This is a genomic window from Pseudomonas sp. S3E12 (assembly GCF_001702295.1).
Lineage (GTDB): Bacteria > Pseudomonadota > Gammaproteobacteria > Pseudomonadales > Pseudomonadaceae > Aquipseudomonas > Aquipseudomonas marginalis.
Genome location: NZ_MBDT01000021.1, coordinates 207,352 through 223,086, shown reverse-complemented (window position 1 = coordinate 223,086; position 15,735 = coordinate 207,352). Strand labels below are relative to the sequence as shown.

The 15,735-nt window shown below is 58.8% G+C and carries 9 protein-coding genes; 5 read left to right on the top strand and 4 right to left on the bottom strand.

Annotated features, from left to right (window positions below):
• Positions 1 to 213: 213 nt before the first annotated feature.
• Positions 214 to 2,088, top strand: a complete 1,875-nt coding sequence (locus tag BB029_RS17630) for a SurA N-terminal domain-containing protein (RefSeq protein ID WP_065940150.1) — start codon at positions 214 to 216, stop codon at positions 2,086 to 2,088.
• Positions 2,089 to 2,245: 157 nt separating this feature from the next.
• On the opposite strand, the gene BB029_RS33270 is transcribed toward BB029_RS17630, so the two are convergent.
• Together BB029_RS33270 and BB029_RS17620 are read right to left on the bottom strand one after the other, a co-directional pair.
• Positions 2,246 to 7,645, bottom strand: a complete 5,400-nt coding sequence (locus BB029_RS33270; RefSeq protein WP_065940149.1) for a hypothetical protein — start codon at positions 7,643 to 7,645, stop codon at positions 2,246 to 2,248.
• 248 nt (positions 7,646 to 7,893) lie between these two features.
• Complete coding sequence (locus BB029_RS17620; protein WP_065940148.1) at positions 7,894 to 9,123, bottom strand: MFS transporter; 1,230 nt, start codon at positions 9,121 to 9,123, stop codon at positions 7,894 to 7,896.
• Positions 9,124 to 9,241: 118 nt separating this feature from the next.
• On the opposite strand from BB029_RS17620, the gene BB029_RS17615 reads away from it, so the two are divergent.
• Together BB029_RS17615 and BB029_RS17610 are read left to right on the top strand one after the other, a co-directional pair.
• Entirely contained in the window at positions 9,242 to 10,138 is an 897-nt protein-coding gene (locus tag BB029_RS17615) for a LysR family transcriptional regulator (protein WP_065940147.1), read from the top strand.
• Positions 10,139 to 10,227: 89 nt separating this feature from the next.
• Positions 10,228 to 11,010, top strand: a complete 783-nt coding sequence (locus BB029_RS17610; protein WP_065940146.1) for a DUF2242 domain-containing protein — start codon at positions 10,228 to 10,230, stop codon at positions 11,008 to 11,010.
• Between the two features lies 1 nt (position 11,011).
• On the opposite strand, the gene aceE is transcribed toward BB029_RS17610, so the two are convergent.
• Positions 11,012 to 13,672: a pyruvate dehydrogenase (acetyl-transferring), homodimeric type gene (gene aceE / locus BB029_RS17605; RefSeq protein WP_065940145.1), complete on the bottom strand. Its 2,661-nt coding sequence runs from the start codon at positions 13,670 to 13,672 to the stop codon at positions 11,012 to 11,014.
• A 145-nt stretch (positions 13,673 to 13,817) separates the two neighbouring features.
• Between aceE and BB029_RS17600 the strand changes: the two genes are divergently transcribed.
• Positions 13,818 to 14,294, top strand: coding sequence for a MarR family winged helix-turn-helix transcriptional regulator (locus tag BB029_RS17600; RefSeq protein WP_027606249.1), 477 nt, complete (start codon positions 13,818 to 13,820; stop codon positions 14,292 to 14,294).
• 137 nt (positions 14,295 to 14,431) lie between these two features.
• Positions 14,432 to 14,689 carry a hypothetical protein gene (locus BB029_RS32955; protein WP_139237758.1) on the top strand — a complete coding sequence of 86 codons (258 nt, stop codon included), beginning with the start codon at positions 14,432 to 14,434 and terminating at the stop codon, positions 14,687 to 14,689.
• Between the two features lie 8 nt (positions 14,690 to 14,697).
• On the opposite strand, the gene BB029_RS17595 is transcribed toward BB029_RS32955, so the two are convergent.
• On the bottom strand, positions 14,698 to 15,732 hold the full coding sequence (locus BB029_RS17595) for an AraC family transcriptional regulator (RefSeq protein WP_065940144.1): 1,035 nt from the start codon (positions 15,730 to 15,732) through the stop codon (positions 14,698 to 14,700).
• Between the last annotated feature and the right edge of the window lie 3 nt (positions 15,733 to 15,735).

Sequence of the window (15,735 nt, the reverse complement as noted above, 5' to 3'; positions counted from 1 at the left end):
TGCTACCCGGGTCGGACGCAGGTCTGGCCTGGCAGCGGAGCGACAGCTGACCCAAGTATCCATCGGGTCGCCAAGCCGGGGTGTAGATTCAACCCCCCGTCCGCTCCGCCAGTTACGAGAAGGCGCATCCTCGGATGCGCCTTTCTTCTATCCGGACTCTACCCACGCTCCACGGTTGCCAATTTTTGAAGTTCAACCGTTTCTGGGGGACGCATGCTGCAAAATATCAGGGACAATTCACAAGGCTGGATTGCCAAGACCATTATCGGGATCATCGTCGCATTGATGGCGTTCACCGGTATCGAGGCCATTTTCCAGGCTTCGACCAACACCAAGCAGGACGTGGCCAAGGTCAACGGTGAAGAAATCACCCAGACTGAACTGAGCCAGGCCGTCGATATGCAACGTCGCCAGCTGATGCAACAGCTGGGCAAGGATTTCGATGCTTCACTGCTGGACGAAAAATTGCTGCGCGAAGCAGCCCTCAAGGGCCTGATCGATCGCAAGCTGCTGCTGCAAGGCGCCGCGGACTCCAAGTTTGGCTTCTCTGAGGCTGCGCTGGACCAGGTGATCCTGCAGACGCCGGAATTCCAGGTGGACGGCAAGTTCAACGCCGAACGCTTTGACCAGGTGATCCGTCAGTTGGGCTACAGCCGTCTGCAGTTCCGTCAGATGCTGACCCAGGAAATGTTGATCGGCCAGGTTCGCGCAGGCATCGCCGGCAGCGGTTTCGTGACCGACGCCGAAGTGCTGGCATTTGCCCGTTTGGAAAAGCAGACCCGCGATTTCGCCACCGTCAATATCAAGGCCAACCCTGCGGCGGTGAAACTCACCGACGACGAGGTCAAGGCCTACTACGACCAGCACGCCAAGGAGTTCATGACCCCGGACCAGGTGGTCATCGACTATCTGGAACTGAAGAAGTCTTCCTTCTTCGACCAGGTCAGCGTCAAGGACGATGAACTGCAGGCGGCCTATCAGAAAGAAACCGCCAATCTCGCTGAACAGCGTCGTGCAGCGCACATCCTGATTGAAGTCAACGACAAGGTCACCGACGCGCAAGCCAAGGCCAAGATCGAAGAAATCCAGGCGCGCCTGGCCAAGGGTGAGAAGTTCGAGGCCTTGGCCAAGGAGTTCTCCCAGGATCCAGGCTCGGCCAACAATGGCGGTGACCTCGGCTTTGCCGGCCCTGGCGTCTACGACCCGGACTTCGAAACCGCCTTGTACGCCTTGAACAAGGACCAGGTATCTGCACCGGTGCGCAGTACCTTCGGTTGGCACTTGATCAAGCTGTTGGGCGTTGAGGCACCGCAAGTGCCGACGTTCGCCAGCCTGAAAGACAAGCTGACCCGCGAGCTCAAGACCCAGCAGGTCGAGCAGCGTTTTGTCGAAGCAACCAAGCAATTGGAAGATGCGGCATTCGAAGCCTCCGATCTGGCTCAACCGGCGTCTGACCTGAAACTGACCGTACACACCTCCGCGCCGTTTGGCCGTGAGGGCGGTGACGGTGTTGCGGCCAACCGCGCCGTGGTCACCGCTGCGTTCAGCCCGGAAGTGCTGGATGAGGGGGCCAACAGCAGCGCCATCGAGCTGGACCCGGAAACCATCATCGTGCTGCGTGCCAAAGAGCACCGCAAACCGGCGCAATTGCCGCTGGAAAGCGTTGCAGCGGCGATCCGCACACAGATGGCCAAGGAGCGCGCCAGCGCGGCTGCCAAGACTCACGCTGATGAGCTGATCGCCAGCCTGCGTGATGGCAAGACCCCGCTGAACCAGCCGGTCGACGGCCAGGCCTGGAAAGTCACTGAAGCGGCTACCCGTAGCCAGGAAGCGATTGACCCGGCCGTGCTGCAAGCCCTGTTCCGCATGCCCAAGCCTGCGGCCAAGGACAAGCCGACCTTCACCACCGTGGCACTGGCTGATGGCAGCCTGGTGATCGTGCGCTTGAACGGCGTCAACGAGGCGGCTGCCCCAACGGACGAAGAAAAGGCGCAGTACCGCCGCTTCCTCGCTTCCCGTGTTGGCCAACAGGACTTCGCCGCGTACCGCAAGCAGTTGGAAACCAAGGCCGATATCAAGAAGTACTGATGACGGTTTGAACAAGAAGCCCCCGGCCTGAAAAGACCGGGGGCTTTTTTATGGTTCCAGAGGAAGCCTCAGCAGAGCGCGCCGTTGATGGAGCGGACTGTAATAAGTCCCTATGCTCACTGGGTTCCCATGAGTTGCAGATGGTTTTATACAGGGCCTAGGTAAAATCTTCGTAATCACTCAAATCGGCATTGTTGTGGGTGGCATCATCTTGGGCACGTTGGGCATCCGCGACCCGTTTGTTGTGTTGTTCAATTTCAGCCTGTGTCATTGGTCGCGGAGTTTTTGGGGTAGAGGGTTGAGCAACCCCTTGGGCAGAAAATTTCACGGGTTTGTAGCTTGGGTCCGGGTAGTACTTCATGACGCCGTTATCCAACTGGCCTATCTCAACATATTTGTTTTCTACTTGTCGTTTAACGCCCAGAAACCGGTCATCCAGATAATCCCTGCGAGCAGCCCTGTGGGGAAAGTTATTCAGATGCATGGATTCCACATTAGGCTGCACGTACATTGTTCCTTCATAGCCTTTCACCGGTTTTTTCGTGAGTTTTGCAAACTGCGCAGCGAATGAATTGGCACCGCCGTTAGCAGAATTGCATACAGTCAGGCGAATTTCGTCATAGTCTTCAATCTTTACCCTAGTACGTTTTAAATGGTCGAGGAACTCTCTGGGCGCCAGGTGCTCACCGTTCACTAATATACTGGTGGAACCATCCATTGGATTCACGACGCCATGAGCATCCAGAGTGAGCCGTTTGGCTCCGCCATGAATGTCCTCAAATAAAACAAGCCCTTCATCCAACACCCTGACGTTTTTAATCTCGCCGCCCATCGCGATGCTATTTGGATTAAAAAAAGCCAGCGGTTTTCCATAGGGAGCGTTGTTCGTCAGGCTATAGGGGTACCATTTGCCCTTGAAGAAAACTGCAGTCCCTTCGAAGACCTCGTCCATGATCTTGAACGTACCGGTGGCGGCAGCATCGAAGCGCTTGCTGGCTGCCACCAGATCAAAACTATTCATTGACCCAAGCAATCGTCTGGTACCTGCCAGGTCGCCGATGGTTCCTCCCAGTTTCGAGGCCAAATGGCCTCCTGCATGGATCAGCCTTTGACCACCGTTTACAATCAGTCGACCCAGATCATCAATACCGCTCGCCGGGTTGAGGGCACTGAGTGTCAGTCGACCGATGACCCTTGCCCCCTGGAGCACGCGAGCGGCTGTCGAGGCGCCGGAAGCTGCGGCTTTTAGGCCGGCAGAAGCACCTCCAGTCGCAAACGCCATCACAACGCCCAGGATATCTAAGCCCAAGTCGACGAGACCTGCGCCAATCTTGCCTTGTTGGAAATTGACAATCGCTGACCTGAGGGGAATGAGGTTCATCACTACTTCATGTAAGAACTTATCGGTGTTGAATTCGGTCTCGAAGGTTGTCACACCTTTTGCCTGGGCTTGCAGTCTGTCGATGGCAGCGTCCTGGATCGCGGCACCGGCAATAAGGGTCGTTCTGTCGCTGAAGTAACTTTTGGGCGTGGTGTCGGTGTCGGCTTGCTCCTGGAGCAGGTGCTGCTGTGTATTCGAGGGAGTAAGGGGTTGCATGTACTCAGTGTCGATCTGGGACTCGCTGACAATCCCGGCCTTGACATTATCAAGATCACTCCGATGGCGAACGCTGGCCTCTTTCAAGTCAAACTCAAAGGTCTTGGGATCTCCCCCAAGCGTGGTTTTTATGATGAGACGGTCCGGGTTTGGCGTATAGGCATAGGTCGGCGCGGATGAGATGCCAAGAGCCCCTTTTTTTTTGGCATCTATTACTTTAAATAGCTCCAGCTTCCCTAACTCCAAGTGCTTGCGGTCCTCCAGGGGCATTTTTGAAATCAGGTGTTTGACGACAGTCGGCAAGTGTTGTTTTAGCTTGGGCCTGTAAGCAGAAAAGGCTTGCTCGAATTTACTGGTTATATCGGGAAGTTCCCCTTGCCTGGCGAGCAGGCTGCGGAGGTCGACCTTGCTGTTGGAAGATACCCAGTAGTTAAGCTTCAATCGATTGCTCGTGCTGGACCCTGTGCCAAGCGTCCCGTTTACAACAGTTTCCGTAGGTTTGAGAATACCGGCGGGCGTCCCCAATTTGTCCGCCATATACAGATCCAGAAACGAGTAAGGCCCCTTATAGTCCCGATGAGGTGAGGCCACATTGATGCATTTTTCTTCAAAAGGGATCTGTTCACCGAAGACCCTTTTCAGTTCGGCCAATGCCATTGCCTTTCGGTTCGGCATGTCGACATGCAAGGCTGTAGATGCGGCTTTCAATTCGGTGATTTGGTTGTTAAACGCTTCGAGAACGGTGTTCAGTTGCTGATCGCTATACGCGTCCCGAGCGTTAACCTTAAGAAGTCCCTGGGCAACTCCCCAATCTTTCAATGCCGATTTTCTGGCAGCTTGCTCGATACCTTGTGCCGACTGGGTAATTGGGGCCAGGTCTGCGTAGGCCATGATTTGGGCAAACGTCATTTTCGCCGAGGCACCCGGCGCTTGTGCCTCGACACGGGCGACGGCTGTTGTAAAGGTGACCCAGGTATGTGAGCCCATGGTCACGGTTTCGGGAATATCTTTGACCAGTAGAGCCGGGGCCTTGTGTGACAATAACAAGAGCGCCGCGGCGCAGGCCATGTTCCGAGGGACTCTAGCGTTTTTGACCAAGTGATCGGTCAAGTCCTTGACCACGACAGAAGGAGGCGTGTGCCAGTACTGACTCTTGGTCAGGTCAAAACCCGCAATGGTTGTTCTCGCCGGGGAGGCGGGGTTAAGCGGGCTGGCCTGATGCTCAAGCTCGGCACTGAGCGCCGCCAGGACCAAGTCATTGGCAGTCGACGCGGAGGCGATGCCTTGATATTCATTTTGAAGTGTTACTCCCAGCGCCTTGGCGCGAGGTGTGTTGAGCACTTTACCGAGCCACTGTCGGGCATTGTCCAGTGTTATCTCGGGACCGCCCTCATAGGCGGAGAGGCTGACAGTTGAGCCCAGGCTGCCCAGCAATCCTTTCGAGGCGTCGTAATCCTTGGATAATCTCAGGGAGGTTACCAGACTTGCGCGAGCCTTATCGTCTAGAGGGATGGGCCAGGACAGGGCACCGCCTAAATTGCCATGCCGCGCAGAGGTCAACGGTTGGCGCTTGAGATGACCGATCAGATTGATCAGTTCTTCAGTATTTTTCGGTTGAAGCCAACCGTTCATACGGATGAATTCTTCCAGGGTGACGGATTTCTCAGCCAAATCCTCCTCTGATGCCAGGAACGAACCGGGTGCAAGTGTGATCCTGGTGGTTTTCAGTGCATTGGTCAGCTCAGTCTGAGCATCGCCGATGGCACTCAGCTGAGTGGCCAGGGAGTGTTCATTCAGAATGGCACCCAAGCGCCTCTGTGCCACTTCAATGGTTGCTAGCGACTTTGATGGGGAGGCTGCACGCGAAGAGAGGTTTTGCTGAGCGGGGAAGGCATTGATCTTGCGAAGTATCGCAACCCGCTGCTCCAAGGTGGTCTTTGACCACACAGATGGCTCATCGTAAAACGCCGCGATGTCTTCGAGAGTGGCGTCTTCGGGGCTGTCGGACAGCAAGGCGTCCGGAGTCGGTACTTGGGCGGCGGCGGCGAGGATCAGCGGCCAGGTCAGAGGCAACGACTCTAAGTCTTGCCCGCTAAACACTTTAGAATTGCCGTTGACGTAGCATTTCAGCTCGCCGTCATCGGTGATCTCGAATGGCTTCGACAGGTCCACCCCGTTGAGGCCTGCCCAGCTTTTAAGCTCGGCATTGTTGAGCAGCGAGTGAAGGTGAGCCTTCCATTGCCCGAGCGTCGAGTGCCGTGGAATGTTTTTGATAACAAGTTTACGAAGATCAGCAGGGGGTTTACTCGCTGCGTATTCGTCCAGCTCATTTGCGTAAAGCTGTGCCAACTCGCTGTCACCGATTTCCCGCGCAGTGCCGTCAACCATCTTGATGGAGCCCAACCGCTCGGACAACGCGACAACGGCTTCTCTGTCGACTGGAAGGGGCCACCCGTGAGCTTTGATGAAATCTCCGACACTTGCGGTCTCGCCGGCATTCGCCGTCCATTGGCTATACGTGCTGTCTGGATCGATAGGAATACGTTGTGCCGTCGGCCCGATCAACTGCGAGTCGAGAGAATGAGTTGATCCAGCGTCAGGGCTCAGAAGGGAGGCAATGGAGTCGAGTGCTTTGATCAATTCTCGTTGATTGGCTACGTTGCCAAAAGTGGTCTTGGCCGTCGCCAGGGTTTCCTCGCTGCGTGGATCGGTAGGGCTCAGTGTCAATGCGCCGTTGGTACTGCTCAAGTGAGTATCCAAAGCATGAAAGTCGCCCGTTTTTTCGACGTCGTGACGATAAAACCTACCTACTTCATACAGGGGGGCTGTGCTTTCCCAGTCATCATCCATCTGATAATAATGGGCTCCCAGCGCTTTAGCTGCGCTTATCAACAAAGACCACCACTGTGGAGGATTTTGATGGTAGGTAATCTGCTCCGTATCGCCATTCTTTGGGTACGAGATCGCACCTAAGCCTCCGGATGGTGTGACGTGGACCCGAAACTGCTTGAGGTCGATCCCCTCCTTGGAGGCCCACTCTTTGACGTCCGTGCTATCGAGGATCTTTCTGAAGTGCGCTCGCCATTGTCCGAACAATGAGTCTTTTGGGATGTTTTCAAGTGGTTGAAAGCCAGGATAATGGCGATAACTTAATAGTTTCTGGTGAAAGAGCACGGCCAATGCACCGTCCCCGGCGCTACGGGGGCTAATCGCAGGGGGGGATAAGTCGGGGCTTTGAGTTTCGTCGAGAGTGATAGCTTTGCGCTTGATGAACGTTTCCAGAGCTTGCTTCTGGGTGTTGAGTTGATCCTCACTCCGTGGGTCGGAAAGGTCAAGATTGAGCGCGCCCTGATTGTTGTCCAGTTCAAGGGCACGCTGTTCGAACGCCGCTTTGGTTGATGCTAATGTCCCGTGATCACGAAAAAACCGGGATATTTCAAGCACCCCGACCGTCGTGTGCCCAGCGCTGATAGCTCCACTGTCGCTCGCCAGTACTTGGGCCGCATTCATCAGCAGACGCCACTCATCCGGAACCGTTCTCATCGCTTCAAAGGCCGAGAGGCTCTTGATTGTTCCGTCCGCCTTAACCTGCCCTATGGCGTTTTTCGATGGATCAATGCTGATACCTTTTGTCAGATCGATACCATTGGCAAGCGCCCACACCTTTAACGCCGGAAGTTGCAATAGCTTATTCAGATGAGTGCGCCATTGGCCGTACAGCGAGTCGGTGGAAATATTGTCGATAGAGTCACTGCTGGAGATCGCGACGGGCAGTTCGTTTGCGTATTTGCGCAGTGCTGTGGCGTAAGTGATGGCGAGGTCTCTGTCGGCTTGGGCGCGGGGCGTCAGATCGTTCGCCTCCGAGGCATGCCGAGAGTCTGTTTCTTCCTGCCGCATCTCTCGCAATGTGGCAGCAGCAGTTTGTGGAGCAATATTGCGTAGGGTGTCGATGCTTCTCATGGTCTAGACTTCTCGTGTTGCCTAAGAGGGTGTTTTCAGCAGAGGTCTAGTTGGGTGGCTACAGAGGTGAGGAGGTTCCGGAGTTGGGGTGGTAGTTATATGAATGGATGTGATCCCGCCCTCACATGAGTCACGGGACATTTTTCCAGGCGCTGCCGGATGACTTTTGCCAGTGTGGCGGATGTTCCTGCCGTGCTGCGGGTGTTCGACGAGGTAATCACTTGGTTAGTCGGCACGGGCAATAACCATCAATGGGGCACTGAGCCCTGGTCGGCGTCGCTCCGGCGAGTGGCGCAAATGACTGAAGCCTGCGCGGCCGTCTGCAATGCGCCGGCCCACGCCAATAGCATCAGAAGCACAACCGCCCATGGAAAGGCCGCAACGCCCCAACCTTGAAGCAATACGCCACCCGCCAGGCCGCCGCCGGCTATCCCCAGGTTCCACACGGTCACCAGCATGGATTGTGCGGCATCCGCCGACTCGCCCGCCGATTGGGCCAGTGCGGTTTGCAGCAATGCCGGCAAACCGCCGAACGCCAGGCCCCATAACGCCACGACGATATAGATGACTGCCGGCACATTGATCCACAACGCCAGCGCCAGGGCGATCAGGCCAAACAGCGCACAGCTGATCAGCAGCAAGGCGCGCAGCCACCGGTCAATCAATACACCTGCCAGCCAGATGCTCAGCACCGCCGAGAGGCCGAACACCAGCAGCACTCGGTCAACGTCTGCCTCAACCCCGGCGGGCACCAGCAACGGGGCGATGTAGGTGTACAGAATGTTATGGGCCAGCACGTAGGTAAACGTCACCCATAGCACCGGACGAACGCCCGGCAGGTTCAGCACCTGGCGCAGCCCCAGGCGTTTATCCGCCCGTTCGCCGGCAAAGTCCGGCAGTTGCCAGCGTGCCCAGGCGAGCAGTACCAGGGTCAGCCCGGTCATGATCGCAAAGCTCAAGCGCCAGCCAACGGCGGTGCCGAGGAAGGTACCCGCGGGTACACCCAGCGACAGCGCCAGCGGTGCACCCAGCATCGCCACGGCAATGGCGCGACCTTGCAGGTGTGGCGCCACCATTCGGCTCGCGTACCCCGCCAGCAACGCCCACAGCAACCCGGCGAAGACCCCGGCAAAAAAGCGCGCCACCAGGGTCAACCCGTAATGGCTGGACAGCGCGGTTACGCTGTTGACCAAGGCAAACCCGCCAATGGCCAGCAGCAGCAAGGGCCGCCTGCGCCAGCCGCGGGTCAGCAGCGTCAGCGGGATGGCTGCCAGCAGGGAGCCAAGGGCGTAGAGGGTAACCAATTGGCCGACCAAGGCGGGCGACACGCCCAGGCCCTCGCCCATCTGCGGCAGAAGCCCGGCGGGCATGGCTTCGGTGAGGATGGTGATAAAGCCGGCGCTGGCCAGGGCCAGTAAACCGCCCAGGGGTAAAGAATCCCGCTGGCCTGATGCGGTGAGTGAAGGGCTGCTGCTCATGACGTTTTATCCAGGTAAAAGGGCAAGCAGGCAGAGTAGGGGGCTGTGACTGACGGAAAAACAGGCTAAGGTTCCGAACTTATCGGACGCCGGTGTCCGCAATCGCTGGAGGCAGATCATGGACAGCTTGGGCAGCCTGTCGGTATTTGTGCAGGTGGCGCAGACGCTCAGCTTCACCGCCGCCGGCCGCGTGCTGGGGGTGTCGTCGTCGGCCGTGGGCAAAAGCATTGCGCGGATGGAAGAGCGCCTGGGCGTGCGGCTGTTTCACCGCAGCACGCGCAGTATCACCTTGACCAGTGAAGGTGCACTGTTCCTTGAGCGCTCGCGGCGGATTCTCGCTGAGGTGGAAGCGGCCGAGCAGGAGCTGACGGACGCCGCTGCAACGCCACGGGGCAAGTTGCGCATCAGTGTGCCGCAGGTGCGCGGCTTGTTGATGCCGGTGCTCAGTGACTTTATGCGTACCTACCCGGAGATCGAGCTGGACGTGGATTTTTCCGACCGCATGGTGGACGTGATCGAGGAAGGTTTCGATGCGGTGATTCGCACCGGCAAGCCGGAAGATTCGCGTTTGATGGCGCGTCATCTGGGCCACTACCAGTTGGTACTCGTCGCCACACCGGGCTACTTCGCCCAACACGGCACGCCGCAGCAACCACAGGACCTCAATGGCCACGCCTGCCTGCGCCACAAGTTCTGCGCCACGGGCAAGCTCGAGCCCTGGCCGTTGCGCCTTGCCCCGGGGGCTGCGGAACCGCTGTTACGTACGCCGTTGGTCAGTACCACCATCGAGTCTCTGAACCATGTGGTGCTCGAGGGCTTGGGCATTGCCTGCCTGCCGGACTACATGGTCAACCAGGCCGTGGACGAGGGGCGCTTGCAACGGGTGCTGGATGAATACCTGGAGCATCGGGGCAGTTTCTGGATGTTGTGGCCCGGTCGCCATACATCGGCCAAGCTCCGCGTATTTATTGATCATATGTGCGCCGGGCTTTTCCCGGCAGGCCCCGGTGCTTAGCCCTGTGACGTTTTACCGACAGGAATGCGCGCGCCAAGGCCTCGTTCTGTTGCACAATACCGCCCAGACCGTTTTCCTCAGGATTTTCAATGTCGACATCATTCCACTTGCGTAGCTTCGGGCTGGCGCTGGTGCTGGCGGGCGCCGCGGGCTGCTCGTCACCCAAGACCGCTATTTATGAACATGAGAACTTCGACGACTCCGGTACATTTTCCCGGGATTACCCGGTTACCGATGTAGCGGCGTGCGAGGCCGCGCGGCGTGCCTTGCTGAGCCAGGGCTACATCATCACCAGCAGCGATCCGAAACTGGTCGTGGGTAACAAGAGCTTCCAGCAGACCGGCGAAACGCACCTGCAGATCAGCTTCAACGTGGTGTGCGCCGATGATGGCAAAGGTAAGAACCACTCGACAATGTTTGCCAATGCCCTGCAGGATCGTTATGCACTGAAGAAGGTCAATAACTCCGCGAGCCTGGGTGTGGGCGTGCTGGGGTCGGTGTCGATGCCGATCGGCTCCACCGATGACTCGATGGTGAAGGTGGCCAGTGAGACAGTGTCCGCGCCGAAGTTCTACGACCGTTACTTTGCGTTGGTGGATGTGTTCCTGCCCCAGGAAGTGAAGAAGGCTGAGCATATCCCCGAGCAGCCAAAGGCCGACCTCGGTGTACCGGAGCCGAAGGCCGCACCGGCTGCAGAGAAAGTCGAGGCGCCGAAGGAAGAGCCTGCCGCACCGGCTGCCTCGGAGCCGGTTGTGCCCGCGCCTGAGGCTGCACCGATTGCGCCGCAGGCCGAACCCGCACCCGCTGCCACCACGCCGGACCTGCCGCCGCCGACAGAAGCGATTCCGCCCCTGCCGACGCCTGCGCAGTAAATCAAACCGCTACGGGGTCGGCCTTGTCGACGTTGATCCCGTAGCGTTTGATCGCTTCACTGACCTTGTCGCGACCGATCACGCCGTCATCCGCCAGTGCCTTCAGGGCAGCCAGGGCGATGAAGTGGCGATCCACCTCAAAGAACGCGCGCAAGGCTTCCCGGGTGTCTGATTGCCCGAAGCCATCAGTGCCCAGTGCGATAAAGCGTCGGCCCGGCACAAACGGACGAATCTGATCGGCGAACAGCTTCACGTAGTCCGTCGCCACCACCACCGGTCCCGTTTGCCCGGCCAGGCATCGCTCGACGTAGCTCTCGCGCGGCTCACGCTCGGGGTGCAGCAGGTTCCAGCGCTCCACCGCGTGCCCGTCACGGCGTAACTCGGTCAGGCTGGTCACGCTCCATACATTGCATTGCACGGCAAAGTCGTTGGCGAGCAGGTCGGCGGCGGCGATCACTTCGCGCAGGATCGAACCACTGCCCATCAGTTGCACCTTGGCGTGCTGGCTGCCGCTCAGGCGGTACATGCCTTTAACAATGCCATCCTCCACACCTTCGGGCATCGCCGGGTGCGGGTAGTTTTCGTTGAGCAGGGTGATGTAGTAGTAAATATCCTCCTGTTCGACATACATACGCCGCATGCCTTCGCGAATAATCACCGCCAGTTCGTAGGCAAAGGTCGGGTCGTAGGACACGCAGCACGGAATCACCGATGACAGGATATGGCTATGGCCATCGTCATGCTGCAGGCCTTCGCCCATCAACGTGGTGCGCCCGGCGGTGGCACCCAGCAGGAAACCACGCGCGCGTGCATCGCCCGCCGCCCAAGCCAGGTCGCCGACGCGCTGGAAGCCGAACATCGAATAGAAGATATAGAACGGCACGGTCATCAGGCCGTGGTTGCTGTAGGACGTACTTGCTGCGATCCACGAGGAAATGGCGCCGGATTCATTCAGGCCTTCCTGCATGATCTGTCCGTCCTTGCTCTCCTTGTAATAGCTCAGTTGCCCGGAGTCCTGTGGGGTGTAGAGCTGGCCGACGGCAGAGTGGATGCCGATCTGACGGAACAGGCTTTCCATGCCGAAGGTGCGTGATTCATCCGGCACGATGGGCACGATCAGCTTGCCCAGGTGCGGGTCTTTCAGCAGCGTACCGAGGATGCGCACGAAGGCCATGGTGGTTGATATCGCGCGCTCGCCGGTGTCCTTGAGCTGAGTGGCGAAGGCGCTCAGTTCGGGGATCTGCAACGGTTCGACCGCCGTGTGGCGCGCGGGCACATAGCCGCCCAGGGCCTGGCGACGCGCGGCGAAGTAACGGGCTTCTTCGCTGTCGGCGGTGGGCTTGAGGTACGGAATTTCAGCGAGTTGCTCATCGGGCACTTCCAGGCCGAAGCGGTCGCGGAAGGCTTTGACGGCGTCGGCGCCCATCTTCTTCAATTGGTGGTTGATGTTCTGGCCTTCGCCGGCTTCGCCCATGCCAAAGCCCTTGACGGTTTTTGCCAGGATCACCGTCGGTTGGCCGCTGTGGCGCACGGCGGCGGCATAGGCGTTGTAGACCTTGTCCGGGTCATGGCCGCCCCGTGAGAGTTTCCAGATATCGTCGTCGGACAGGTCTGCAACCAGTGCCAGCAACTCCGGGTATTTGCCGAAGAAATGTTCGCGCACGTAGGCGCCGTTCTGGGATTTGTAGTTCTGGTAGTCGCCGTCCACGCACTCCATCATGCGCTGGCGCAGCAGGCCACTGGTGTCTTTTTCCAGCAGTGCATCCCAGCCACCGCCCCAGATCACCTTGATCACATTCCAGCCGGCGGCGCGGTACAGGCTTTCGAACTCCTGGATCACCTTGGCATTGCCGCGTACCGGGCCGTCCAGACGTTGCAGGTTGCAGTTGACCACGAAGATCAGGTTGTCGAGTTTCTCGCGTCCGGCCAGGGAAATGGCGGCCAGGGATTCCGGTTGGTCCATTTCGCCATCACCGAGGAATGCCCAGACCTTGCGGCCCTGGTGTTGCTTGAGATTACGAAACTCCAGATAGCGCATAAAACGCGCCTGATAGGCTGCCGTGATTGGCCCGAGGCCCATGGACACCGTAGGAAACTGCCAGAAGTCCGGCATCAGCCGGGGGTGGGGGTAGGACGAAATGCCCTCGCCACCGGCTTCGCGGCGGAAGTTATCCAGTTGTGCTTCGCTGATGCGGCCTTCGAGGTAGGCGCGACCGTAGATGCCCGGCGAAGAGTGACCCTGGATGTACACCAAGTCGCCGTCGAAACTGTCGGTGCGGCCACGGAAGAAGTGGTCGAAACCTACGTCGTACAGCACAGCGGCTGACGCATAAGTGGCGATATGCCCACCCACACCGGAGTGTTTGCCTGCACGCAATACCATGGCCATGGCGTTCCAGCGGATAAACGCGTTGATACGGCGTTCGATGACCAGGTTGCCGGGGTAGGGCAACTGGCGTTCCACCGGGATGGTGTTGACGTAAGGGGTGGTCACCCGCCCGTAGAAGTCGCCATGCCGCGCCACGTCGAAATCCAGCAACTGATCGATCAGGTAATGGGCGCGCGGGCGGCCTTCGGTGGACAGCACCGATTCGATGGACTCCAGCCACTCGCGGGTTTCCTGTGGATCGACGTCGCGTCCGACTGCGTTATTCGAGGTCATGTGAGGCTCCAGGGTAGGCGGATTTCAAGTGACGGGCTCCTTGTGGGAGCGTCGTCAAAGTTGTTGCAATTGCAACTACATGGCCGAATCTAGCGCGGGATGAGCTACTATTGCAACCTTCTTGAAATCCGCCGGATGGTGTTGCATGTCGTCGAAAGAGCCCGATGTATGGTTCCGTTTTGTCAGGGCCCACAGGACGGTCATCCGCGAAATCGAGCGCCGCCTGGCGGCCGCCGACTTGCCGCCTTACGCCTGGTACGACGCTTTATGGGGCCTGGAAAGCGGCCCCGAAGGCACCCGCCGCATGCACGAATTGGCCGATGTACTGGCCATCGAGCGCTATAACCTCACGCGCCTGGTAGACCGCCTGGAAAAGGACGGCCTGGTGCTGCGTTCACGCTCCGACGGCGATGGCCGCGCGGCCTTTGCATCTATCACCGATGCCGGCCGGGCGTTGCGTAAAAAAATGTGGAAGATCTACGAAAGTACGGTGGACGAGTTGTTCCTGTCGCAGATCGAACCGCAGCAGCGCCAGGCGTTTGCCGAGGCGTTGGAGCGTACCGCCGGGATGGCGGTGGAGGCGGGTGTCCAAACCCGTGGTCGACGCAAGTCTGAAACTTGATGCAGATCGAATGTGGGAGGGGGCTTGCTCCCGATAGCGGTGGGTCAGTGACAGATGTGTTGACTGACACCCAGCTATCGGGGGCAAGCCCCCTCCCACAATGGAATGCATTCCCGCCCATTTCAGTGCATCCCTGATTGCAATCGCGCCTCAAAACCCCGGTGCTAAATCCGCATTACGCTGCTACGTTTAATCCTGGAGTGCAGGAACGTCATGACGTCGACATTTTTTCGTCATCACGGCACTTTAGGCTGGCTGTGCAGGTCATTTATCTGCAGCCGCTTTTAATTCAAAACAAGGAGCCCACCATGGACGAATATCAGGAAGAACTGCTGGAGTACCAGGCCTTTGAACTGGATCCTCTGGATCCGGCCGATGACGCCACCGAGCTGTAAGACCGACTTCAGGCGGAATGCCGCTGACTGCGGCGAAATTCCCCTGGGGTCTGGTTGTTCCATCGCCTGAACGCCCGTTGAAACGCCTGGGCCGAGGCAAAACCGAGCAAGTAGGCGATTTCGCCGAATGCCAGTTCCGTATCGCGAATGTAGGTCATGGCCAGGTCGCGGCGGGTATCGTTGAGAATCGCGCGAAACTGTGTGCCTTCTTCGGCCAGTTTGCGGCGCAGTGTCCAGGTCGGCAGCTTCAAGCGCGCCGCCACTTCTTCCAGGTCGGGTTCCCGGCCGCCATTGAGCATTGGCCCGAGCAAGCGGGTAATGCGCTCGCGCAGGCTGCGGGTGCGGGTCAACTGCTCCAGCTCCCGTTCACACAGTTGCAGCAACAGCTGCCAGGTACTCGGACAATGCTGCGGGTTGCGCAGGGCCAGGGTTTGCTGGCTCAGGCGCAGTTGATTGGCGTCGGCGCCGAACTGGATCGGGCCATCGCCCAGCACCGCGTACTGTTCGCTGTAGTCCGGCGCTGCAAATTCGATTTCAATCCGCTGCGCCTGCACCGGTTGCTGGGCCAGGCTCGACAGTTGCTGCAGCCAGCCGGCGATGATCGAGTCCACCACGAAGCGGTTGTAGGCGTTATAGGGGCTGATGGAATAGAACCGTAGCCAGGCGCCTTCGGCGTCCTCGTGAAAACTCGATTGCCCGCGATAGTTGGAGCCGTACAGCGCCTCGAAGCGGGTCAGGGTGCGCGCCGCCTCACGTACGTTGGGCGCCTGGGCGGCGGTGACCCCGGCCAGCCCGGCCTGGCTCAGGCGGCTGAGCTGGCCCATGCGCAGGCCCAGGCCGGGGTCGCCGGTGAGTTGGATGGCCGCATGGCCCAGGCGCATATAACGGGGGATCGACAAGCGTGCACCCGCTTCGGCGAGGCGCGCGGGGTCGAGGCCGTATTGCAGCAGCAGCGGTTGCGGGTCGAGGCCGTGGCTGTGGATCGCGTCGGCCAGGGTGTGCACGAAGCCCACCGACAAATCACCCAGGCGCACCGGCTTCACGGG